The sequence below is a fragment of the Mycobacterium neumannii genome (genome assembly GCF_002245615.1).
Classification (GTDB): Bacteria; Actinomycetota; Actinomycetes; order Mycobacteriales; family Mycobacteriaceae; genus Mycobacterium; species Mycobacterium neumannii_A.
Genome location: NZ_NKCO01000001.1, coordinates 11,705 through 34,998 on the forward strand (window position 1 = coordinate 11,705; position 23,294 = coordinate 34,998).

Annotated in this window: 20 protein-coding genes; 6 read left to right on the forward strand and 14 right to left on the reverse strand. The window is 67.3% G+C overall.

Features of this window, described 5'->3' with window-relative positions; all coding sequences use genetic code 11:
- Window positions 1–234 precede the first annotated feature (234 nt).
- The 7 genes from pyrF to pyrR form a co-directional block, all read right to left on the reverse strand.
- Window positions 235–1,053 carry an orotidine-5'-phosphate decarboxylase gene (pyrF, locus tag CEX88_RS00060; RefSeq protein ID WP_094291975.1) on the reverse strand — a complete coding sequence of 273 codons (819 nt, stop codon included), beginning with the start codon at window positions 1,051–1,053 and terminating at the stop codon, window positions 235–237.
- Window positions 1,050–4,397, reverse strand: a complete 3,348-nt coding sequence (gene carB, locus CEX88_RS00065) for a carbamoyl-phosphate synthase large subunit (protein WP_066841289.1) — start codon at window positions 4,395–4,397, stop codon at window positions 1,050–1,052. The genes pyrF and carB overlap by 4 nt, the downstream gene beginning before the upstream one ends.
- A 91-nt stretch (window positions 4,398–4,488) precedes the next feature.
- A complete protein-coding gene (gene carA / locus CEX88_RS00070; protein ID WP_094291976.1) occupies window positions 4,489–5,628 on the reverse strand; it encodes a glutamine-hydrolyzing carbamoyl-phosphate synthase small subunit in 1,140 nt (379 codons plus the stop codon).
- A gap of 20 nt (window positions 5,629–5,648) precedes the next feature.
- Entirely contained in the window at window positions 5,649–6,152 is a 504-nt protein-coding gene (locus CEX88_RS00075) for a PH-like domain-containing protein (RefSeq protein WP_064417172.1), read from the reverse strand.
- Window positions 6,149–7,453 carry a dihydroorotase gene (locus tag CEX88_RS00080; protein ID WP_094291977.1) on the reverse strand — a complete coding sequence of 435 codons (1,305 nt, stop codon included), beginning with the start codon at window positions 7,451–7,453 and terminating at the stop codon, window positions 6,149–6,151. The genes CEX88_RS00075 and CEX88_RS00080 overlap by 4 nt, the downstream gene beginning before the upstream one ends.
- On the reverse strand, window positions 7,450–8,400 hold the full coding sequence (locus CEX88_RS00085; protein WP_064395441.1) for an aspartate carbamoyltransferase catalytic subunit: 951 nt from the start codon (window positions 8,398–8,400) through the stop codon (window positions 7,450–7,452). The genes CEX88_RS00080 and CEX88_RS00085 overlap by 4 nt, the downstream gene beginning before the upstream one ends.
- Window positions 8,397–8,993, reverse strand: coding sequence for a bifunctional pyr operon transcriptional regulator/uracil phosphoribosyltransferase PyrR (gene pyrR, locus CEX88_RS00090; protein WP_064417116.1), 597 nt, complete (start codon window positions 8,991–8,993; stop codon window positions 8,397–8,399). The genes CEX88_RS00085 and pyrR overlap by 4 nt, the downstream gene beginning before the upstream one ends.
- 144 nt (window positions 8,994–9,137) lie before the next feature.
- On the opposite strand from pyrR, the gene CEX88_RS00095 reads away from it, so the two are divergent.
- Window positions 9,138–10,340, forward strand: coding sequence for a serine hydrolase domain-containing protein (locus CEX88_RS00095; protein WP_066841294.1), 1,203 nt, complete (start codon window positions 9,138–9,140; stop codon window positions 10,338–10,340).
- A 17-nt stretch (window positions 10,341–10,357) separates the two neighbouring features.
- Window positions 10,358–11,578: an FAD-dependent monooxygenase gene (locus CEX88_RS00100; protein ID WP_094291978.1), complete on the forward strand. Its 1,221-nt coding sequence runs from the start codon at window positions 10,358–10,360 to the stop codon at window positions 11,576–11,578.
- Window positions 11,579–11,588: 10 nt separating this feature from the next.
- Here CEX88_RS00100 and CEX88_RS00105 read toward each other — a convergent pair whose 3' ends face one another.
- Genes CEX88_RS00105 through CEX88_RS00120 form a run of 4 tightly spaced genes read right to left on the reverse strand, consistent with a single transcriptional unit; the run spans window position 11,589 to window position 14,339 of the window.
- On the reverse strand, window positions 11,589–12,137 hold the full coding sequence (locus tag CEX88_RS00105; RefSeq protein WP_094291979.1) for a hypothetical protein: 549 nt from the start codon (window positions 12,135–12,137) through the stop codon (window positions 11,589–11,591).
- Window positions 12,138–12,140: 3 nt separating this feature from the next.
- Window positions 12,141–12,620, reverse strand: a complete 480-nt coding sequence (gene nusB, locus CEX88_RS00110; RefSeq protein ID WP_094291980.1) for a transcription antitermination factor NusB — start codon at window positions 12,618–12,620, stop codon at window positions 12,141–12,143.
- The gene (gene efp / locus CEX88_RS00115) at window positions 12,613–13,176 is read right to left on the reverse strand and encodes an elongation factor P (RefSeq protein WP_064395435.1); all 564 of its coding nucleotides are present in this window, start codon (window positions 13,174–13,176) and stop codon (window positions 12,613–12,615) included. Before efp ends, nusB begins: the two co-directional genes overlap by 8 nt.
- 17 nt (window positions 13,177–13,193) lie before the next feature.
- Complete coding sequence (locus CEX88_RS00120) at window positions 13,194–14,339, reverse strand: M24 family metallopeptidase (protein ID WP_094291981.1); 1,146 nt, start codon at window positions 14,337–14,339, stop codon at window positions 13,194–13,196.
- 33 nt (window positions 14,340–14,372) lie between these two features.
- On the opposite strand from CEX88_RS00120, the gene CEX88_RS00125 reads away from it, so the two are divergent.
- From CEX88_RS00125 to CEX88_RS00140, 4 genes are read left to right on the forward strand one after another with little or no spacing between them, the layout of a single operon-like run.
- Entirely contained in the window at window positions 14,373–14,918 is a 546-nt protein-coding gene (locus tag CEX88_RS00125; RefSeq protein ID WP_094291982.1) for a B-4DMT family transporter, read from the forward strand.
- Window positions 14,919–14,936: 18 nt separating this feature from the next.
- Complete coding sequence (locus tag CEX88_RS00130) at window positions 14,937–15,839, forward strand: hypothetical protein (protein WP_066841300.1); 903 nt, start codon at window positions 14,937–14,939, stop codon at window positions 15,837–15,839.
- A 49-nt stretch (window positions 15,840–15,888) separates the two neighbouring features.
- On the forward strand, window positions 15,889–19,077 hold the full coding sequence (locus CEX88_RS00135; RefSeq protein ID WP_094291983.1) for an adenylate/guanylate cyclase domain-containing protein: 3,189 nt from the start codon (window positions 15,889–15,891) through the stop codon (window positions 19,075–19,077).
- Window positions 19,074–20,765 carry a hydroxysqualene dehydroxylase gene (locus CEX88_RS00140; RefSeq protein ID WP_066841302.1) on the forward strand — a complete coding sequence of 564 codons (1,692 nt, stop codon included), beginning with the start codon at window positions 19,074–19,076 and terminating at the stop codon, window positions 20,763–20,765. The genes CEX88_RS00135 and CEX88_RS00140 overlap by 4 nt, the downstream gene beginning before the upstream one ends.
- Here CEX88_RS00140 and CEX88_RS00145 read toward each other — a convergent pair.
- The 3 genes from CEX88_RS00145 to aroB form a co-directional block, all read right to left on the reverse strand.
- A complete protein-coding gene (locus CEX88_RS00145) occupies window positions 20,725–21,672 on the reverse strand; it encodes a DUF5995 family protein (protein WP_126315867.1) in 948 nt (315 codons plus the stop codon). The two genes, CEX88_RS00140 and CEX88_RS00145, sit on opposite strands and share 41 nt — an antisense overlap.
- 98 nt (window positions 21,673–21,770) lie before the next feature.
- The gene (gene aroQ / locus CEX88_RS00150; RefSeq protein ID WP_094291984.1) at window positions 21,771–22,211 is read right to left on the reverse strand and encodes a type II 3-dehydroquinate dehydratase; all 441 of its coding nucleotides are present in this window, start codon (window positions 22,209–22,211) and stop codon (window positions 21,771–21,773) included.
- Window positions 22,212–22,215: 4 nt separating this feature from the next.
- Window positions 22,216–23,292, reverse strand: a complete 1,077-nt coding sequence (gene aroB, locus CEX88_RS00155) for a 3-dehydroquinate synthase (RefSeq protein ID WP_094291985.1) — start codon at window positions 23,290–23,292, stop codon at window positions 22,216–22,218.
- Window positions 23,293–23,294: the final 2 nt, after the last annotated feature.

Below are 23,294 nucleotides of genomic sequence, written 5' to 3' on the forward strand. Positions count from 1 at the left end.
CGAAACCTCATTTTGTCTCGCCGGAACCGCCTGCATATCAAGGCATTTCGGATTGCACGAGAGCGCTAATCGGGCGCTCAGCGCGTGACCTGCGCCACACTTCGGCGGGTCAGCACTGCCGAAAAAGAAAATTTTCGCTGGTCATCAGCTTTCGGGCGTGTCGCGAGCAGCCGGTTTGTGACGCTTGTGACTGGTGAGCCTCGCGTTGCCGGTGTTGTGTCGTCCGCGGAGGTGTCAGGCCAGGTAGGCGACCGCGTCGCGCATTGTCTCGGCCGCGGAACGCAGCGCGCCCACGTCCGGGCCGGCGCGCAGCACTTCGCGAGACACCGCGGGCAGCAACTGGCCTGGTTGGGCCCCTCCGAGCCCGCTCAGCGCGTCCGGGCGCCCGCCCTGGGTGCCGACACCCGGGACCAGGACCGGTCCGGCGAGCGCGCTGACGTCGGGCGGTTCGGCCAGGGTGGCGCCGACGACGACACCGATAGGGCCGGGTTGCGCGGGCACGGCGTGGTTGACCGCCGCGGCGGCGTCGACGATCGACTGCGCGACGGTGCGTCCGCCCGCGTCGGCGCGCTGTACGGACGCGCCCTCGGGGTTCGAGGTGGCCGCGAGCACGAACACGCCGCGTTCGTTGGCCAACGCCGTGTCGATCAGCGGTTGTAGCGAGCCGAAGCCCAGGTAGGGCGATGCGGTCAACGCGTCGGCGGCCAGCGGCGATGCACCCGCCCACGCGGCGGCGTAGGCGGCCATCGTCGAACCGATATCTCCGCGTTTGGCGTCGGCGAGCACCAGCACGCCGGCCTCGCGGAGCGCGGCGATGGTGTGCTCGAGCACCGTGAACCCGGCGGCGCCGTACGCCTCGAAGAACGCGACCTGCGGTTTGACGACGGCGAAGTCGGAAAACGCCGTCACGCACACAGAGCAGAACCGGCGCAACCCGTCGGCGTCATCGGTGAGTCCCCACGCGCGCAACAACTCCGGATGCGGGTCGATGCCCAGGCACAGCGGTCCACGCCGGGCCACCGCGTCGGCCAACCGCAGGCCGAAACCCGTCACGGCCCCAGCACGCTGTGCAGTTCCTGCAGCGACATCACGCCGATGTCACCGCGGATGCCGGCCTCGATGCCCTGTACCGCCGCGGACGCGCCCTGCACCGTCGTCACACACGGGATGCTGTTCGCCACTGCCGCCGAGCGGATCTCGTATCCGTCGACGCGAGGACCGGAGTTGCCGTACGGGGTGTTGATCACCATGTCCACCTCCCCGGCCTTGATGAGGTCGACGGCCGACGAGGCAGGCTTGTCCTCGCTCGGCTCCTGGAAGTGCTTGCGCACTTCCTCGCACGGAATCCCGTTGCGCCGCAACATCTCCGCGGTGCCTTCGGTGGCCAGAACCCGGAACCCTAGATCGGCAAGCCGTTTGACGGGGAACACCAGCGATCGCTTGTCGCGGTTGGCCACCGACACGAACACCGTGCCCTCCAGCGGCAGGGACCCGTAGGCGGCGGTCTGGCTCTTGGCGAAGGCGCTTCCGAAGTCGTGGTCGATGCCCATTACCTCACCCGTCGACTTCATCTCCGGGCCCAGTAGCGAGTCGATCTGCGTGCCATCGTGTTTGCGGAACCGATTGAACGGCAGGACGGCTTCCTTGACCGCGACCGGCGCGTTACGTGCGGTGCTCGCGCCGTCCCCCGTGCGCGCCAGCACGCCTTCCTCGCGCAGCTCGGCGATCGTCGCGCCGAGCATGATCCGCGCACACGCCTTGGCCAGGGGCACCGCGGTGGCCTTCGAGACGAACGGCACGGTGCGGCTGGCGCGCGGGTTGGCCTCGAGCACGTAGAGCACATCGTCCTTGACCGCGTACTGCACATTGAGCAGGCCCACCACGCCGATGCCGTGGGCAATCGCTTCGGTGGCCCGCCGCACGGCCTCGATGTCGCTGCGGCCCAACGTCACCGGTGGCAGCGCGCACGCGGAGTCACCGGAGTGGATACCGGCTTCCTCGATGTGCTCCATGATGCCGCCGATGTAGACCTCGGTCCCGTCGCACAGCGCGTCGACGTCGATCTCGATGGCGTCCTCGAGGAACCGGTCCACCAGCACGGGATGTTCGGGCGAGAGTTCGGTGGCCCTGGTGATGTAGCCGTGCAGCGTCTCGTCGTCATAGACGATCTCCATGCCGCGACCGCCGAGGACGTAGGAGGGCCGCACCAGCACGGGGTAGCCGATGTCGGCGGCGATGCGCCGCGCCTGGTCGAAGCTGGTGGCCAGGCCGAACTTCGGGGCGGGTAGGCCTGCATTGGTCAGCACCTCGCCGAATGCGCCGCGATCCTCGGCCAGGTCGATCGCCTTGGGGCTCGTACCGACGATCGGCACGCCCGCGTTCTGCAGCCGTTCGGCCAGTCCGAGCGGTGTCTGGCCGCCGAGCTGCACGATGACGCCGACGACACCGGGACCGCCTGCGCCGGAGACGGATTCGGCGTAGTACACCTCGAGCACGTCCTCGAAGGTGAGCGGTTCGAAATAGAGCCGGTCGGCGGTGTCGTAGTCGGTGGACACCGTCTCGGGGTTGCAGTTGACCATGACCGTCTCGAAGCCGGCCTGGCTCAACGTCGTTGCGGCGTGCACGCAGCTGTAGTCGAACTCGATGCCTTGGCCGATGCGGTTGGGGCCCGAGCCGAGGATCAGCACCTTGGGCCGCTCGGTCTGCGGGGCCACCTCCGTCTCGGCGGCGGGGTCGAGCTCGTAGCTGCTGTAGTGGTACGGGGTCTTGGCCTCGAACTCGGCGGCACACGTGTCGACGGTCTTGAACACCGGGTGGATGCCGAGTCGCTGGCGCAGTGCCCGCACGCCGACCTCACCGGCGAGTTCGGGTCGCAGCGCGGCGATCTGGCGGTCGGACAGCCCGTGGTACTTGGCGCGCCGCAGCAGGTCGGCGTCGAGCACCGGCGCATCGACGATCTCGGCGCGCAGCGCGACCAGCCCGGCGATCTGCTCGACGAACCACGGGTCGACGCCGGAGGCCTGAGACACCTGCTCGACGGTCGCGCCCTTGCGCAGCACCAGCTCCAGGTCGTACAGGCGCCCGTCCGATGGTGTGCTCAGCCGCTCCAGCAACTCGTCGACGGTGACCGTGTCCTCGTCGGGGTCGGCTTTGGTCCAAAACCCGGCGCGGCCGGACTCCAGTGAGCGCATCACCTTGCCGAGCGCCTCGATGAAGTTGCGCCCCAACGACATCGCCTCGCCGACCGACTTCATGGTGGTGGTCAGCGTGCCGTCGGCGCCGGGGAACTTCTCGAACGCGAAACGCGGGGCCTTGACGACGACGTAGTCGAGCGTCGGCTCGAAACAGGCCGGGGTCTCCTTGGTGATGTCGTTGACGATTTCGTCGAGCGTGTAGCCGATGGCCAGCTTCGCCGCGATCTTGGCGATCGGGAACCCGGTGGCCTTCGACGCGAGCGCGCTCGACCGCGACACTCGCGGGTTCATCTCGATCACGATCAGGCGCCCGTCGGCCGGGTTGACGGCGAACTGAATGTTGCAGCCGCCGGTGTCGACGCCGACCTCGCGCAGGATCGCGATGCCCAGATCGCGCATGATCTGGTACTCGCGGTCGGTGAGCGTCATGGCCGGCGCGACGGTGACCGAGTCGCCGGTGTGCACACCCATCGGGTCGAAGTTCTCGATCGAGCACACCACCACCACGTTGTCGCGGCCATCGCGCATCAACTCGAGTTCGTATTCCTTCCAGCCGAAGATCGACTCCTCGATGAGCACGTTGGCGCTCGGCGAAGCGGCGAGCCCGTCGCCGGCCATCCGGTCGACGTCCTCGGCGGAGTACGCCATGCCCGAGCCCAACCCCCCCATCGTGAAGGAGGGGCGCACCACCACCGGCAGGCCGAGGTCCTCGACCGTTTCGCGTACCTCGTCCATGGTGAAACAGACTCGGGAGCGGGCGGATTCGCCGCCGACCTTGGCGACGATGTCCTTGAACCGCTGCCGGTCCTCGCCGCGTTGGATGGCCTCGAAGTCCGCGCCGATCAGCTCCACCCCGTGCTTGGCCAGCGCTCCCGACTCCGACAGCGCGACCGCGGTGTTCAGCGCCGTCTGGCCGCCCAGTGTGGCCAGCAGGCCGTCGATCTTGTTGCCGCGCTCGGCCTGCTGCACGATCACCCGCTCGACGAACGCCGGCGTGATCGGCTCCACGTAAGTGTGGTCGGCGTACTCGGGGTCGGTCATGATCGTCGCCGGGTTCGAGTTGATCAGGCTGACCTGCAACCCCTCGGCGCGCAACACCCGGCACGCCTGGGTGCCGGAGTAGTCGAACTCGGCGGCCTGACCGATCACGATCGGCCCGGAGCCGATCACCAGGACGTGGTTCAGGTCGCTCCGCTTGGGCATTACCCCATCCCTCTTCCACCGCGAGTGACCGTGTTTGCGCACGACACGCCGCGCAAATTTGTACAACAGCGGTCGCTCACCGCGGACGACGTCACTTATTCTCCCCTGCCATCAGGTCGACGAACTGGTCGAACAGGTAGTTCGCATCGTGCGGTCCCGCGGCGGCCTCCGGGTGGTACTGCACCGAAAAGGCCAGCCCGCTGACGAGTTTGATGCCCTCCACGACGCCGTCGTTGGCGCACGTGTGGCTGACGATCGCCTCGCCGAACGGGGTGTCGAAGCGCTCCCCCGCCTCGCCCTCGAGGGCGAAACCGTGGTTCTGCGCGGTGATCGCGACCGTGCCGGTCTGGTGATCGATCACCGGCACGTTGATCCCGCGGTGGCCGAACACCATCTTGTACGTCGAGCGTCCCAGCGCACGGCCCAGGATCTGATTGCCGAAACAGATGCCGAACAGCGGAATGCCCGCGCCGAGCACCTCCCGGGTGACGGCCACGATGTGGTCGGCGGTGGCGGGGTCGCCGGGGCCGTTGGACAAGAACACACCGTCGGGTTTCAGGTCGGCGATCTGCTCATAGGTCGTCGACGCGGGCAGCACGTGGCTGCGGATACCGCGCCTGGCGAAATTGCGGGGGGTGTTCGTCTTGATGCCGAGGTCGATCGCGGCCACCGTGAACCGTTGCGGCCCTTCGGGTTCCACCACATAGGTGGCGTCGGTGCTGACCTCGCCCGCCAGGTTCGCGCCGAGCATGCCGGGCTGACTGCGCACCCGCTCGAGCAGTTCGTCGGGGTCGGCCAGCGCCGGTCCGGAGAACAACCCGGCCCGCATCGAGCCCCGACTGCGCAAGTGGCGCACCACCGCGCGCGTGTCGATGCCTGCGATGCCGACGATGCCCTGGCGTTCGAGTTCCTCGTCGAGCGTGCCGGTGGCCCGCCAGTTCGAGGCCCGCGGCGAGGGATCGCGCACCGCGTAGCCGGCCACCCAGATCTTGTCGCCACGGCTCTCGGCGTCCTCGTGGTTCCATCCGGTGTTGCCGATCTGCGGTGCCGTCGCGACCACGATCTGACCGTGGTAACTCGGATCGGTGAGCGTCTCCTGATAGCCCGACATTCCGGTGGAGAACACCGCCTCGCCGAGCGCCTGCCCGACCGCGCCGAATGTCGTACCCGTGAAGACGCGGCCGTCCTCGAGCACCAACAGTGCCTTCTGCTCTTCGCGACGAGCGCTCATCGCCGCCTTGTCGGTTCCTCTCACACCGCCTCCTGTTCCACCCAGTGCGAGTACTCGCGGCGGTCGTTGGCGCGGAACCCCGTATCGATTTCGGTGCCCGACGGCAGTCGCCACCGGATCGCCAGAATGCCTTCGTGCGTCATCGCCTTGCCCGCAATCCCCCGCTCGGTGCGGATTTCGGTGATCGCCTCGTCGGGGATCCAGATCGGCAGGGCGCCGCTGCGCTGCAACATGATTCCTTCGGGGTAGCGGGTCAGCACGGCCTTGGCGCGGAAGCCCAGGTCGCCGACCACGATTCGGTCGTTCCAGTGGGGGGCCAGCGTGCTGCCGACGTACAGGCCCTTGGTGGCGGACACGATCGCGGGCCCGACCGTGTCGGGAAGCGCGGGCAGTGTGCCGATCAGTTCGGCCTGACGCTCGGCGCGGCGGCGCCATCCCCGGATCATCGCCTGGATCAGCACCGCGATGAGCACGGCCACGACGGCGGCCATGATCAGCGATCCGACGAGCGTGGCGGTATTCATGCCGGACACTTCCCATCGCGCGCAGTCACCTTGCCGCGCAACAACGTCAGCGTCACTGCCCCGGGCAGTTCGAGCGCCTCATAGGGGGTGTTGGCCGAGCGGCTGGCCAGCGCGGAACCCTCGACCGTCCACGTCGCGTCCGGGTCGACCACCGTCAGGTTGGCCGGCTCGCCGATCTCCAGTGGCCTTCCCTGATCGGGCAGCCCGACGATTTCGGCGGGCCGCTCGCTCATCACCCGCGCGACGTCCCGCCAGCTCAGCAGCCCCGGGCGCACCATCGTCTCGACCACCACCGACAGCGCGGTCTGCAATCCGAGCATGCCGGGGCGGGCGACGGAGAACTCGCAGCACTTCTCGTGCTCGGCGTGCGGGGCGTGATCGGTGGCCACACAGTCGATGATCCCGTCCGCCAGCGCCTGGCGCAGCGCCCGCGCGTCCGAGGCCTCACGCAGCGGCGGGTTGACCCGGTAGCGCCCGTCGTAGGTGGCCAGCCGTTCGTCGTCGAGCAGCAGGTGGTGTGGGGTCACCTCCGCTGTGATCGAGATCCCCTGTGATTTCGCCCATCGCACGATCTCGACCGTGCCCGAGGTGGACGCATGGCAGATGTGGACCCGCGCACCGGCATCGCGTGCCAGCAGCGCATCGCGCGCGACGATCGACTCCTCGGCCGCGCGCGGCCACCCGGCAAGGCCCAGCCGCGCGGCGTTGGGACCTTCGTGGGCAACGGCGCCGACCGTGAGCCGGGGCTCCTCGGCGTGCTGGGCGATCAGCACGCCGAGCCCGGTGGCGTATTCGAGCGCGCGGCGCATGATCAGCGGATCGTGCACGCAGATGCCGTCGTCGGAGAACATCCGCACCTGCGCGGCACCGCCTGCCATCATCCCCATCTCGGTGAGCTGGGCGCCCGCCAGGCCGACGGTGACCGCGCCGACGGGGTGCACGTCGACCAGGCCCACCTGCTGACCTCGCTGCCAGACATGGTCGGTCACCACGGGGCTGTCGGCGACGGGGGTGGTGTTGGCCATGGCGAACACTGCGGTGTACCCGCCCAGAGCGGCTGCGGCCGAGCCGGTTTCGATGTCCTCGGCGTACTCGCGGCCGGGCTCGCGCAGGTGGGTGTGCAGGTCGACGAAGCCAGGGAGCAGCACCTGATCGGTGGCGTCGATGACCTCGGAGGCCTTGTCGAGGCCGCCGGACTTCGCCAGGTCCGCGCCGATGTCGGCGATCTGCCCATCGTCCACCAACACGTCGACGCGGTCGCCCTCGCCGTAGAGCCGGACCCCTCGGATCAGCACGCTCATACGCTGATCGCCTCTTTCTCGGCACCCACCAACAAGTGGAACAGCACCGCCATCCGGATATGCACACCGTTGGAAACCTGCTGCAGCACAGCCGATTGCGACGAGTCCGCGACGGAGAAGGCGATCTCCATACCGCGGACCATCGGGCCCGGGTGCAGCACCACTGCGTTACCCGAAAGCAGCGCCTGGCGCTTCTCGGACAAGCCGTAGAGCACCGAGTACTCCCTGGCTGACGGGAAGAATCCGCCGTTCATGCGCTCAGCCTGCACCCTCAACATCAGCACCGCGTCGGCCAGCGGTAGTTCGGCGTCGAGGTCGTGCGAGACGGTCACCGGCCAGCCGGCGACACCGACCGGCAGCAACGTCGGCGGCGCGACCAACACCACCTCCGCGCCGAGGGTGTGCAGCAGAAGCACATTCGAGCGGGCCACCCGGCTGTGCAGGACATCGCCGACGATGACCACCCGCTTGCCCTCGATGTCGCCGAGGCGCTGGCGGATGGTCAACGCGTCGAGCAGCGCCTGGGTGGGGTGCTCGTGGGTGCCATCGCCGGCGTTGATGACCGCAGGACCGTGCCCGTCCTCGGTGGCCGTCCACTCCGCGAGTTGCTGCGGCGCTCCCGAGGCGGGGTGGCGCAGGATCAGCGCGTCGGCTCCGGCGGCACGCAGCGTCAACGCGGTGTCGCGCAGCGACTCCCCCTTGGACACCGACGATCCCGAGGCGCTGACGTTGATCACATCTGCGCTCATCCACTTACCGGCGACCTCGAAGGAGACCCGGGTGCGGGTCGAGTTCTCGTAGAACATCGTGATGATCGTGCGCCCGCGCAGGGTGGGCAGCTTCTTGACCTCGCGGCCGAGCAGGGCCTGGCTGAAACGGTCGGCGTTGTCGAGGATCGCCAGCGCGTCGTCGCGCGACAGATCCGCCGCCGAGAGCAGATGTTTCACCTGATCGGACCTCCGTACGGCGCGATAGACACACGGTCGTGGCCATCGTCTTCGGCCAACCGGACCTTGACGTTCTCGCTTCGGGACGTGGGCACGTTCTTGCCCACGTAGTCCGCGCGCAGCGGCAGCTCCCGGTGGCCGCGGTCGACGAGGACCGCCAGCTGCACCGCCTTCGGTCTGCCGATGTCACGCAGCGCGTCCAGGGCCGCGCGCACCGAGCGGCCGGTGTAGAGCACGTCGTCGACGAGGATGACGAGCGACTGATCGACACCGCCCTCGGGTATCGAGGTCTCCTCCAGAGCGCGGGGCGGCTTGAAGTCGAGGTCGTCGCGGTACAGCGTGTTGTCGAGCGCGCCGTGCGGCACGACAACGCCGGAGAACTCCTTGATTTTCTCGGCGAGCCGGGTGGCCAACGTCACGCCGCGGGTCGGGATGCCGAGCAGGACGACGCGGGGAGCCGTGGCGTCATCGGGGGAACCGTCGAGTGCGGTCTTCTCGATGATCTGATGGGCGATACGGGAAATGGTGCGGCCGACGTCCGCTGCGGACATCAGCTCCCGGTCGGTGCCCGACGAGCCTTCATGCGCGCCCAAGCGACTCTGACCTCCTTCTCCGCCTCTCTGGACGGCTCCTTAAAGGACGTCGAAACTGCGGGGAAGCTTAGCACCCGGGCGACGGTGGTCGGTTCGCGCCACGAAGGGGGCTGCCCACACCACCGTGTCAGTAGGCTTGCCGCGATGAAACTCGACGGCAACCACGCGTCCATCCGCGAGGCGATCGACGCCGGGCTCCTCGCCGGGGCGGTGACCCTCGTGTGGCACGCCGGTGAGGTCGTTCAGGTCAACGAATTGGGGCACCGCGACGTCGACGCCGGGCTGCCGATGCAGCGCGACACGATCTTCCGCATCGCCTCGATGACCAAGCCGGTGACGGTCGCGGCCGCGATGAGCCTTCTCGAGGAGGGCCGCTTCGCGCTCACCGACCCGATCGCCACGTGGGTACCCGAACTCGCCGACATGCAGGTGCTCGTCGACCCGCGGGGTGAGCTCGACAAGACCACGCCTGCCCGGCGTCTCATCACGTTCGACGACCTGATGACCCACCGCAGCGGCCTGGCCTATGCCTTCTCGGTGTTGGGTCCGTTGAGCCGCGCCTACGGCCGGATGTCGTTCCGCCAGGATCAGGACCGCTGGCTGGCCGAGCTGGCCGCCCTACCGCTGGCGCACCAGCCCGGCGACCGGCTCACCTACAGCCACGCCACCGACGTGCTCGGGATCGCGATATCGCGAATCGAGAACAAACCGTTGGCCGACATCTTGCGCGAACGGATCTTTGAGCCCTTACAGATGCCCGACACCGGGTTCTCGGTGGGCACGTCGCGACGACACCGCGCCGCGACGATGTACAAGCTCGACCAGAACAACACCCTGCAGCACGACGTGATGGGGCCCGCACCGATCACCGATCCGCCGTTCTGCACCGGCGGTGCCGGATTGTGGTCGACGGTCGATGACTACTTGCGCTTTGCGCAGATGCTGTTGGCCGGCGGGACGCTGGACGGTGTCCGGGTGCTGTCAGAGGAGTCCGTGCGGCTCATGCGCACCGACCGCCTGACCGACGAGCAGAAGCGCCAGGACTTCCTCGGCGCCCCGTTCTGGGTGGGCCGCGGGTTCGGGCTGAACCTGTCGGTGGTGACCGATCCGGCGAAATCCCGTCCGCTGTTCGGGCCCGGCGGGCTGGGCACGTTCAGCTGGCCCGGTGCGTACGGCACATGGTGGCAGGCCGACCCGTCCGCGGATCTGATCCTGATCTACCTGGTCCAGAACCTGCCCGATCTCAACGTCGACATGGCCGCGATCGCGGGCAACACCTCGCTGGCCAAGCTGCAGAGCGCTCAGCCGAAATTCGTCCGCCGGACCTACCAGGCACTCGACATCTGAGCGTTTAGTCTGGCGGCATGACCCAGCCGACAGTCCTGATCAGTGGCGCCGGGATCGCCGGGCCGTCGTTGGCGTTCTGGTTGACGCGCAACGGATATCGCGTTGTCGTCGTGGAGATCGCACCGGGCGTGCGGCCCGGCGGCCAGACGGTCGATCTGCGCGGCGCCGGCGGCGACGTCGTCGAGCGGATGGGGCTGATCGACCAGATGCGGGCCCGCGCACTCGAACAGCGCGGTGCGGCCTGGGTGCGTTCCGACGGCAGCAGACGTGCCGAGATGCCGGTGACCGCGTTCGACGGCAACGGTCTGGTGTCGAAGTTGGAGATCCTGCGCGGCGATCTGGTCGACGTGCTGTACCAGGCCACTCGCGACTCCGTCGAATACCGTTTCGGACAGCGGATCTCGGACCTTCGCGAAGTCGACGCGGGAGTCGAGGCGACGCTGGCCGACGGCACCGTGCTGCACGCCGACCTCGTCGTCGGCGCCGACGGTCCGCATTCGGCGGTGCGCCGCCTGGCCTTCGGCCCCGAGGAACAGTTCGTCAAGCCGATCGGCGGATACAACGCCTGGTTCTCCGCGCCCGACAGCGTCGGACTCGACGGCTGGTACCTGCTCTACCAGGCTCCCGGCGGCCTGAACGCCTCGATGCGGCCCTCCCACGATCCCGCAATCGCCAAGGCCGGCCTGGCTTTTCGATCCGAGCCGATTGAGTACGACCGGCACGACCCCGACCAACAGCGCCGGATCCTCGCCGAGCGGTTCGCAGGCGCCGGGTGGGAGTGCGATGCGCTGCTGGCCGCCGCCGACCAAGCCGACGACTTCTACTTCGATTCCTTCGCCCAGATCCACATGCCGTCATGGTCGACGGGACGCGTCACCCTCGTCGGAGATGCCGGATACTGCGCATCGCCGCTGTCGGGCATGGGTACGAGCCTCGCCCTTGTCGGCGCCTATCTTCTCGCGGGTGAACTGGGCCCGGCGGATTCGGTCGAGGCCGACGGTATCGCCGAGGCGCTGGCGCGGTACGAGTCGCGGATGCGCCCCTACGTCGACACCTGCCAGAAGTTGAACAACACGATCGACCGGTACGCACCGATGAAGGAGTCCGACATCGCGGTCAACGCGGCGGTGATGAAGTGGATGCAGCGCTGGCCGTTTCGACCGGTGGCCGCGCGGCTGTGGTTCACGACGGCCGATTCGATCGAGCTGCCGGACTATCCGGCCATGGTGGGCAACTGAACTCCACGCGCTACTGCATGCTGCGCGAGAGGACGCGCCCGAACTGCAGCAGCCGCTGCATCTGAGCGAGCCCGCCGTTGTCGACGGACTTGTAGTAGCGGAACGACTCGCAGTAGACGTCGGATTCGGTGGCCGACTTCTGCCGTGCGCGGGTGATCAGTTGGGTGTACATCCGCAACCTGACCTCCGACAGGCGCCGGGTGCCGTCGTCGAGCACCTCGTACTCGGTAGTCAGCACGTGATCGGTGATCGTCGACAACAGGATCGTGCGCACGGAGGCGTTGAGCACGCGACGGTCGCGGTCGGTCGACGACATCTCGTCGTCGGCGCGCCACATGATCAGCCGGTGCCCGTCGGTGAGGACGACCTCCTGCCAAAGGGATTGGTCCTCCTCGCCCCACGGCTCGTCGATGTAGCCGCGCGACATGATGAACGACTTGATGATCGGCAGGTCCACCACCGACCGCAGTTGGTCGAGCGCGAGTTCGGGATCGCGTAGATACACCCTGGCCGCTTCGTCGACGCTGGAGTACGGCGCCCAGTCCTGCGGTGCGGGCATCGCCTATCCCCCGCTCCCCTCACCCCGCACGGCCGCAGCGGCGGCACGAATCTGTGGCGTCACGAGCATCACCTGACCCAGCACTCCGTTGACGAAACCCGGTGAGTCGTCGGTGGATAACTGTTTGGCGAGTTCGACCGCCTCGTCGACGGCCACCGGTTCGGGGACGTCCTCGGCGTGCAGCAGTTCCCATACCGCAACCCGCAGGATCGCGCGATCGACGGCGGGCAGCCTCTCGAGCGTCCAGCCCTGCAGGTGGGAGGCGATCAGATCGTCGATGTGTGCGGCCTGCTCCGTCACACCACGGGCCACCGTCACCGTGTAGGGGTTGAGCGGCGATACGTCGGACTGGTTCTCGGCCAACGCATTTCGCGCATCGGCCACCTCGGCTGAGGTGAGCCCGCGGGCTTCGGCTTCGAAGAGCAGGTCGACGGCGCGCTTGCGTGCCTGATGCCTGCCCCGATCGCCCTTCCGGTCAGGCATTCACCCGACCCAGGTAGCTGCCGTCGCGCGAATCGATCTTCAGCTTGTCGCCGGTGTTGATGAACAGCGGCACCTGGATCTCGGCACCGGTCTCGACAGTCGCGGGTTTGGTGCCCGCGCTGGAGCGGTCACCCTGCAGGCCCGGCTCGGTGTGGGTCACCTCGAGTTCGACAGTCACGGGCAACTCGAGGTAGAGCGGATTGCCGTCGTGGAAGGCGATCTGCACCGGCATGCTCTCCAGCAGGAACCCAGCGGCGCGGCCGACGAGGGACTCGGGCAGCGGATGCTGCTCGTAGTCCTCGGAATCCATGAACACGAAATCCGAACCGTCGCGGTACAGGTAGGTCGCGTCGCGCCGGTCGACCGTCGCGGTCTCGACCTTCACCCCGGCGTTGTAGGTCTTGTCCACGGTCTTGCCCGAGACGACGTTCTTGAGCTTGGTGCGCACGAAGGCCGGTCCTTTGCCCGGTTTGACGTGCTGGAACTCGATGATCTGCCAGAGTTGGCCATCGATCACCAGGACGAGCCCGTTCTTGAAGTCGGCCGTCGTTGCCACGTTGGTAGTACTCCTTGTCAGAGGATGGCCAGTTCCTTGGGGAACCGGGTGAGCAAGTCTGCTGTCTGATGTCGCCGGCTACCCGGCTCCACGGTCTGATGTCGCCGGCTACCCGGCTCCGAAGCGCCGTCGCCGACGACGAGCGTGTCCTCGATGCGGACACCGCCACGGTCGGGCAGATAGACACCGGGCTCCACGGTCACCGCGGAGCCAGCAAGCAGTGTACCGACGGACGCCCCGCTGATTCCTGGCGCTTCGTGGATCTGCAGCCCCACGCCGTGGCCGAGGCCGTGGGTGAAGTTCTCGACGTAGCCGGCGTCGGCGATGACCTGCCGCGATGCAGCGTCGACGTCCTTGCACGCGACTCCGGGCGCCAGCGCCTCCCGGCCCGCCTTCTGAGCGGCCGAGACCAACGCGTAGATCTCGTATTGCCAGTCTGCGATCGGCGCGAGCACGAAGGTCCTGGTCATGTCCGAGTGGTAGCCGCTCACCAAGGCACCGAAATCGATCTTGACGAAATCGCCGGCCGCCAGCACGGCATCGGTGGGCCGGTGATGCGGAATCGCCGAGTTCGGTCCGGCCGCCACGATCGTCTCGAACGACGGTCCGTCGGCGCCGTGCTCGAGCATCAGCCATTCCAGTTCGCGGGCGACCTCCTTCTCGCTGCGCCCGGCCCGCAGCCCACCCCGGTCGACCAGATCCCGCAGTGCCGCGTCGGCGGCCTCGCACGCCAGCCGCAGCAACGCGACCTCGCCGGCGTCCTTGACTTCGCGCAGCGCTTCGACGGTCCCGGCCGCGCGCACCAGTTCGGTCCGCTCGCCGGCGGCCTTCTCGAGAACTGAAAAGGCATCGACGGTCACTACATGACTCTCGAAGCCGAGCCGGCGCACGCCGTCGGCGGCGGCACGACCCGCCAGATGCGGTCCGCACGCCCGCTCGATGACGATCTCGGCGTCGGGCGCCTGCTGCCCTGCCTGCGTGCGATAGCGCCCGTCGGTTGCCAACACCGGCGTTTCGTCGTCCGTCTTGATCAGCAGCGCGGCGTTGGAGCCGGTGAACCCGCTCAGATAGCGCACGTTGACCAGGTCCGATACCAACATGGCATCGATTTCGGATTTGGCCAGCCGCTCGCGCAGCCGGTCCCGGCGCTGTGAAATAGTCACGGTCGATGACGCTACTCGCTAAGGTGAGGCCCCATGAGTAAGTGGTTGCTGCGCGGACTGGTGTTCGCGACCCTGATGGTGATCGTGCGATTGCTGCAGGGCGCGCTGATCAACGCGTGGGAAACCAAGGCCGGATTGATCAGCGTCGTCCTGGTCGTTCTGTTCGCCGTCGCGGTGTTCATCTGGGGGTTCGTCGACGGCCGCGCCGACGCCCGCGCCAACCCGGACCCGGACCGCCGCGGAGACCTGGCAATGATCTGGCTGCTGGCCGGCCTGTTCGCCGGGATCGTCAGCGGCGCGGTGGCTTGGTTCATCTCGCTGTTCTACAAGGGGCTCTACGTCGAGGCGCTCGTCAACGAGCTCACCACCTTCGCGGCGTTCACCGCGCTGCTGGTGTTCCTGATGGCGCTCGCCGGGGTGGCCCTCGGCCGCTGGCTCGTCGACCGCAAGGCCGACCAGACCCCGCACCTGCACCGCGCCGGTGAGGACGACCGCGCGGACACCGACGTGTTCGCTGCCGTCAGCCAACCGGGTACCGACGAGACCACCCAGAGCGCGCCCCGCGACGACCGGGTCTAGCTGTAGGCCCAGCGCTCCGTGAACCCGGACGAGTTCTGCACGTCCGACCAATGGAGCGTGCTGTCGTCCGCGTCCTCGAACTCCCAACTGGCCGGGGTCCTCGGCGGCTTCCTGATCACCGCGATCGCCCTGCTGTTCGATAAGAACAGCCGCGAAGGCGTGCACACCCTTGCGCTCTTCTCCTCGGCCGTCCTAGTCCTGATGCTCGACAGCTTCCTGTTCAGCTTGATCACCGGAACACAGGTGCCCGACGGAGCGCGCCGGGCCACCTGCGCGATCGCCTGGACTCAGGGTGCGGTGTCGACCGGGATGCTGGCCGCGGGAGCGGCAGCGTTGTTCGGCGGGCTCGGCTGGATGCTGGCCAGCCACGCCGTCAACAAGGTGAGCGACCAGGACCCCGCCGACGTGCGCGCTTACTGCTTCCTTGCCGAGCTCGGCGGTTGGCTGACTTTCGCGGCCGCGATGACGGCGACGCTGATCGTGTCCGAGACCTCGATCGACTACCTGCGCTTCATGTGGGGGCACCGGCCCGCGGTGTGGGTCGAGGGCACCATCGTTGTCGCGGCCGCGGCATTCGTCATCGCCGACTTCGTGCTGGTGTACCTGCGCACCCGGACGTTGCGGAAGTCGTTGGCTGACACCGCCGAACCGACGCTCCTCGAGCTTCGGTCGATCAAGTTCGCCACCATCGGCACCGTGGTGCTCGCGATCATCGGGTCCTGGCTCGCGGTCAGCCTGGCCCGCATCCCCGAGGCCTGGCTCACGGCGCCGAACCCCATGATCGTCATCTGCGTGCTGGTGCTCACGCTGGTGCTGCCGACGGTGATCTCGACGGCGATCTGCTACTCGGTGGCCAGCACCGACGGACAGCGGATCGGCCGAGGCCCGGCGAACCGCCAAGCTCGTCGTTTATCCCGGTAAGGGGGTCCCGGCGCGATACTCTTGACCCGTTCTGGGGCAGGAGGAGCCGGTGGGCCCTGGCGAGAGCGGTCTGTCGATCGACGAGTTGCTCTATCGGGCCGTGCGCGCCATCAACCGCGGTGACCGCGCGACGGCCTCCGCCCTGGCCGGGCAGGTGCTGTCGGTCGATCGGGGTAACCCTGATGCCGAAGACCTTCTCGCAGCGTCGACGAGCCCCGGTGAAATACGTCGACTGACCTTGATGTTCGTCGACCTGGTCGACTCGACGGTGTTGTCTACCCGCGTCGAGCCGGAGACGTACCGCGCCTTGGTGGGTCGCTACCGCGAGGAAGTGGTCCGGTTAGTCAACCACTACGAGGGCCACATCAGCTCGACCAAGGGCGACGGCCTGTTGGTGATGTTCGGTCATCCCAAGGCGCATGAGGACGACGCATTGCGTGCGGTCACCGCGGGACTGGACATCACGCGGGCGGTCAGCCGGCTCGGCGAGCGGGCACAGCGCAGGTTCGGCCTGGCGCTGAACGTGCGCGTCGGCGTCCATCGGGGGGTGATCTACCTCGATCCCGCCGAGGACGACGTGTACGGGTTCGCCGCCAACTTGGTGCAACGAATTCAGTCGTTGGCCGAGCCGGGATCGGTGGCGGTATCGGATGCGGTTGCCGCCCTGGTCCATAACGCATTCGAACTCGCCGCATGTTCACCGGCCCGCGTGAAAGGCGTGGAGGAACCGGTCTCCTTTCACCGAGTGCTCGCAGAACGGTCACAAGCGCCCTCATTGCGACCGGTGCCGCTGGTCGGCCGCGAGCAAGAACGTGCGTGGCTGCAGCAGGCGTGGCAGGAGACTCGACAAGGGCGGTCGACCCGGTCTGGTGTGGCGTTCCACGGTGAGCCAGGCATCGGTAAGACCAGGCTGGCGCAAGCCGCTGCCGAGCTCGTCGAGGACACGGGAGGAGCCGTCGTCGAGCTCTCCGGTTCGCCTCTGCATACCGACACCGGCCTTTATCCCGTGCGCAGGCTGTTGGAACGTCGTTGCGGAATCACGAGATTCACCGACGGCGCGGAGCGGCTCCGCCTGCTCGAGGCAGAACTGGAAGCTCGCGCACTGGATCCAGCATCGACTGTGCCGCTGCTGGCGCCGATCCTGGGTGTGGGGTCCGAACACGGCTACCACCCGGCCGCAGCGGAAGGCCGCACACTGTACGAGTCGATCGGCGCGGCGGCGCACCGCTACGTGTCGGCGTGCCTGGGCGGGCGCGCCGGTCTCGTCATCGCCGAGGACGTGCACTGGTTCGACCCATCGACGATTGAATTGCTCAACTCGATACTCAGCTCAGCGGAGGGGCAGCTGATGGTCGTGCTGACGGGACGCGATGGATCATGGCTAGAAATCGATTGGCCGATAACCTATTTCGAGCTCAGGGCGTTCTCCGAAGAAGAGTCCGACACGCTGATCGACACCCTGAATCCCACCGTGAGCGACGCGCAACGGGCCGCGGTGCGCCGCCGCTGCGATGGGATACCGTTTTACATCGAACATGTCGTAGCGGGGCTGAACGGGTCGGGGCGAGACGAGCAGGTGCCCGACGCGCTCTATGAACCGCTGTTGGCCCGCCTGCACACTCGTAGGGACGTGGTGCCCGTGGTCGAGGCGGCGGCCGTTATCGGGCGCAGCGGTGATCTCGCACTACTACGTTCGGTAAGTACGAGCGAAGCCGAAATCGATCCCGTCGTGGACCAACTGGTGCAGGCTCGAGTTTTCGAGCCGACCCGCGACGACCGTTGGCAGTTCCGCCACGAATTGTTGCGCGAGCTTGCCCTCGAACTTGCACCACCCAGCTTGCAACGGGAACTGCATGCGCGCGTCGCGCACGCCCTGGTGCACGGCGCGGACGGAGCCGAACCTGACTGGCGTGTGGTGGCACGCCATTACGACATAGCGGAGCGGTTCGACGACGCGGTCGCCGCCTATCGAAAAGCCTGCGTCGACGCCCGACGTCGCGGCGCCGCGATGGAGGCATACGGATACCTGACCAACGCGCTCGATCGGCTTGCCCGCTGCGAACCGGGGCCCCGGCGCGACGGGACGGAGATCGCGATCCGGCTGGAACGGGGGTTCCTGATCGGGGCTGCACACGGCAGCATGAGCGGCGAGGGCCCCGCGGATTTCGAGCAGTGTCTGCAGATGACCGCCTCCGGCGGCTACGACGACGAACTCTACGCGACACTGACCGCCCTGCTGAGCTACTACGTTCCTCGCGCCGATCTGCGGCGGGCACACGCGCTGCTGGACTCGATGGGCGGCCGGATCACCCGGGATCGACCCTGGAGTCACGCGGCGATCCAGTCGTCATTGGGTTCTGTCACTTGGCTGGAGGGTGACTTCATGACCGCGCGCGGGCACCTGCAGCAGGCACTCGACAGTCTCACCGCCGTCCAGCCCCGCGATCCGGACACCGCGTGGTGGGGCAACACCGATCCGATCTCCGGAGCGCTCACGTATCTGGCGATGACGGACGTGCTCGACGGCGAACTCGATCGGGCCAGGGCGAAGCTGGCCGAGTCGGTACGCCATTGCGAGAGCCTGGGATTCCCGCTGAACGCATTCAATCGTGCGCACACGTATTTCACGCAGGTGTGGGTTGCAATGGAGGCCGGCCAACTGGGGGACGCCGCCGTCCTCGCCGTCGAGATGCGCCGCTTCACAGAAGAATCCGGCCTCGATTTGTGGCGCATGGTCGCCGCGGCGCAGCACAACACCGTCAAAGGGTTGGCCGCGCTCGGAGCCGGCGCCGACCCCGAGACGCTGACAGTGCGGGCGCAGAAAATCGCGCGGTTCGTCGACGGTTCGCGAATGATGCAGCTCAACGTCTACCTCACCTACCACGACGGAGTCATCGGCCGCCTGTTGTGCGCTGCCGGAAGACACGACCAGGCGCGCGAGCGGTTGGACATGTCGCTTCACCACGCAAAGGACACCGGTATGCGCTTCAATGACGCCGAGTTGATCAGGGTGCGCGCGCACACCCTGACCGACCTGCAAGCCCGCCGGGACACCCTGGCCGCCGCACTCGACCTCGCCCACAGTCAGGCCGCGCCCTTGTTCGAAATGCGCTGCCTGCTCGACACCTTCGATATCGACGGCCAAGCCGTCCGGCCGGAATTGGCTGACGCCGTGTGCCGCTTTGCCGGCGATGCACGGTGGCCTGAAGTCGCGCGTGCTGAACAGATACTCGCATGACGTCCGTCGCGGTGCTGGGCGGTGGGGTCGCAGGTCTCACCGCAGCACACGAGCTCGCCGAGCGCGGCTTCGAGGTCACCGTCTACGAGGGCCGACCCGACGCGTTCGGCGGAAAAGCACGCTCGATCCCGGTGTGGGGATCGGGTACCGGTGGCCGGCTCGACCTGCCCGGCGAGCACGGATTCCGGTTCTTTCCCGGCTTCTACAAGCACATTCCCGACACGATGGCACGCATCCCATACGGATCGAAGACCGTCGTCGACCATCTCGTGCCGACGACGCGGATACTCTTGGCCCAGGCAGACGGGCGCCCCGAGCTCGTCGGCATCGCTGAGCAGCCGTCGTCTTTCGACGACTTCGCCGCCACGGCCGCATTCATCCGCAAAGCCGGCAGCAGCCTCGGCATCAGTCCGCCTGAACTCGGCATGTTCCTCGAACGCCTGCTGACACTGATGAGTTCATGTGACGAACGCCGGTACGACCAGTGGGAGAAGACGAGCTGGTGGAAATTCGTCGGCGCCGAGCAGCGGTCCCCGGCCTTCCAGAAATTCCTCGCCGACGGAATGACGCGCACGCTCGTTGCGGCACGTGCACGCGAGTTATCCGCGCGCACAGGAGGTTTGATCCTGTGTCAGCTGCTGTTCGACATCGTGCGTGCTGACGGCCGCATGTCTCGCGTGCTCGACGGCCCGACGAGTGAGGTCTGGATCGACCCCTGGACGGCGCATCTGCGCGATCTCGGCGCCGATCTGCGAATCGACTCCAAGGTCACCGCGATCAAGTGCGATGGAGTCCGGGTTACCGGCGTGACCGTCGAATCCACAGCCGGTGCGGAGCCCGTCGTTGCCGACTATTACGTCTCCGCCATCCCCAAAGAACAGCTCGAAAAGCTGGTGTCCCCAGAACTGCGCGCGGCCGACCCGATTCTCGGCAGGCTGCCGCAACTGGTCACCCGCTGGATGAACGGCATCATGTTCTACCTGGACCGTGACGTACCGCTGGAACCGGGCCACGCCATATTCATCGACTCCGAATGGTCGTTGACCGCGATCTCCCAGAAGCAGTTCTGGCCCGACATCGACCTCGAGCGGCGCGGGGACGGCCGTGTGGAGGGCATCCTCTCGGTCGACATCTCCGAATGGCAGCGCCCGGGAAGGGTTTACGGGAAGGTGGCAACCGAGTGCACGCCGGAGGAGATACGTGCTGAGGTGTGGGCCCAAATGGTCGCACACATCGATGACGGATCCCTCGACGAGCAGAATGTGCTCACCTGGTTCCTCGATCCGGCCATCGTCTTCCCGAACCCGACGCCGGCGACCAACCTGGAGCCGCTGTTGATCAACACGGCCGGCTCGTGGGCCAACCGTCCCGAGGCCGCCACCCGGATTCCCAACTTCTTTCTCGCCTCCGACTTCGTTCGTACCTTCACGGATCTGGCCACCATGGAAGGCGCGAACGAGGCCGCGCGGCGTGCGGTCAACGGGATTCTCGACGCCATCGGTTCGGCGGCGCCGCGGTGCACGGTCTGGCCGTTGCAGGAGCCGCGAATATTCGGAGCGGCACGCGCGGCGGACCGGGTGTTGTGGAAGCTGGGCCGACCACCCGTGAACGTCAACACAGAAGGGGGCCTTGCGTCGGCGGGACCGCTCAGCCGCGGACTGGCCGGGCTGCTGCGCCTTTTCGGATAAGGGACCTGGTCCGGTATCGACGGTCCAAGTAGCGCTCGTCCAGCGGGTCGGGTTCGATCGCCGCTTTGTCCAGCGCCTCCAGGTGGGCGGCGATATCTCGGTTCTCGCGCGTGGCGATGGCCGCGATGATGCGGGGTATGAGTTGGAAATACCTGGGCGGATCGAGGTACCAGGCGCTGAGCGCTGCGGCCCAGGCCATCTGGTTCACTTCCTTTTCGCGCGCCTTGTCGGGATTCATTGACAGGTAGATCGCGAACAACCAGCCCGATCTCCGGAACTTGATCAATATCCTGCTGACGAACCCTATCTCGTTCGGTATGGCTCGGCGGATCCATCGCACCGCGGGTGAAAGCCCTTCGGTGACGCGAAGCATGCCACGAATCTGCGTGGACACCAGCGCGTTGATGAGCTGGAAATCGTGCTCGAACGCTTCCATCGAGTTCGGCACCATCTCCGCGGTGGCCAGGCCTAAATCGAAGTTGATGTGGGCGTTCAGTCCGGCCACCATGTGCTGCAGCATCGTCGACTGTCCGAACTCCTGACGGAGGAATGTCACCTCCCAGGGAAGGGTCAACCCGTCGTAATCGTCAGGGCAGAAGTAGGCGTTCAACGCATCGAAGTAGCGCTTCGCGAACACGGCATCGAACTGCTCCATCAGCGGGCGGTCGTAGAACAGGCCCTCGTCGAGGGCGGCGCGAATGGCGACGGTCGACCGCTTGTACAACACCGCGAAGTAGCCGATGGTGCTCTTCTGCCGGACCGCCCAACCGATGATCTGATCGAGATTGCGCACCACATCATCGATGTCCGTGGCCGGTTGCAGGGGCTCCCACGGGACACCCCGAGAAGGGGTTTCCCGGCCGAGCACCGCCGATGGGCCCGGCACCGGTTCATCCTGTAGAGACATTGCCGATGCACCACCTTCGCTAGGAGCCGAACCGCCCGCGGAACGGCAGGCACGACATCACGATGGCACCATTCGATCCTGGTGATGTGAGTAATCGACTACCTGTCTTCCAGGGACGCGAGATAGCGCAGCGCCAACGCGTAACCCTGCACGCCGAGTCCGACGATCACGCCGGTGGCCACCGCGCTCAGGTAAGAGTGGTGCCGGAACTCCTCACGGGCGTGCACGTTCGAGATGTGCACCTCTATCAGCGGCGCACGCAATTCGGTGCAGGCGTCCCGCAGAGCGACCGACGTGTGGGTCAGCGCGCCAGCGTTGATGATCACCGGATCTCCCGCGTCGGCGGCAGCATGGATCCAGCCCAACAAGTCCGCTTCACTATCGCTCTGGCGCACAACGGCTTTGAGGCCAAGCACCTCGGCCTCGCGTTCGATGAGCTCCATCAGCTCGTCGTGGGTGGTGCTGCCGTACACGTCCGGCTCGCGCCGGCCAAGCCGACCGAGGTTGGGACCGTTGAGCACCAGCACGGTCTGGGTCATGACGTCACCGCCCTATTTCTGCGTAGGCTGCCGCCAGGAGTGACGGGTCGGGCCCCTCCAGGCGTCCGGGCTTGCCGAGACCGTCGAGTACGACGAACCGCAGCACACCCGCGCGGGTCTTCTTGTCACCGGCCATATTTTCCAGCAAGTCGCCGAAGGCGTCGGGGTCATAGCTGACAGGGAGCCCGAGCGAGGTCAGCACGGAACGGTGCCGATCGGCGGTTTCGTCGTCGAGGCGGCCCGCGAGCCGGCCGAGTTCGGCGGCGAACACCAGTCCCACCGAGACGGCGGCGCCGTGTCGCCACTGGTAGCGCTCGCGGCGTTCGATGGCGTGGGCCAGGGTGTGGCCGTAGTTCAGGATCTCGCGCAGTTGTGACTCTTTCTCGTCGGCGGCCACCACCTCGGCCTTGACCGCGATCGCGCGGCGGATCAGTTCGGGCAGCACGGCGCCCGTCGGGTCGAGCGCCGCGTCGGGATCGGCCTCGATCAGGTCGAGGATCGTCGGATCGGCGATGAAGCCGGCCTTGACGATCTCGGCCATACCCGCCACGAGTTCGTTGCGCGGCAACGTCTGCAGGGTCGCGAGGTCGACGAGCACGGCCGTCGGCTGGTGGAACGCGCCGACCAGGTTCTTGCCCGCGTCGGTGTTGATGCCGGTCTTACCGCCGACCGCGGCGTCGACCATGCCGAGCAGCGTGGTCGGCACGTGCACGATGTCGATTCCGCGCAGCCAGGTGGCGGCGGCGAACCCGGCGACATCGGTGGCCGCTCCCCCGCCCAGGCTGACGATCGCGTCCTTGCGGCCGACCCCGATGCGCCCCAACACTTCCCAGATGAACCCGACGACGGGCAGGTCCTTGCCCTTCTCGGCGTCCGGAATCTCGATGCGGTGTGCGTCGATTCCCTTGTCTGCCAGGGCGCTTCGGATGACCTCGGCGGTTTGCGCCAGCGTCGGCTGGTGCAGGATCGCAACCTTGTGCCTGCCCTCGAGCACGCGCACGAGGTCGCCGAGCAGTCCGGTGCCGACGATCACCGGGTAGGGAACCTCAACGAGGACGTCTATGGTCACGGGCTCAGTCACGG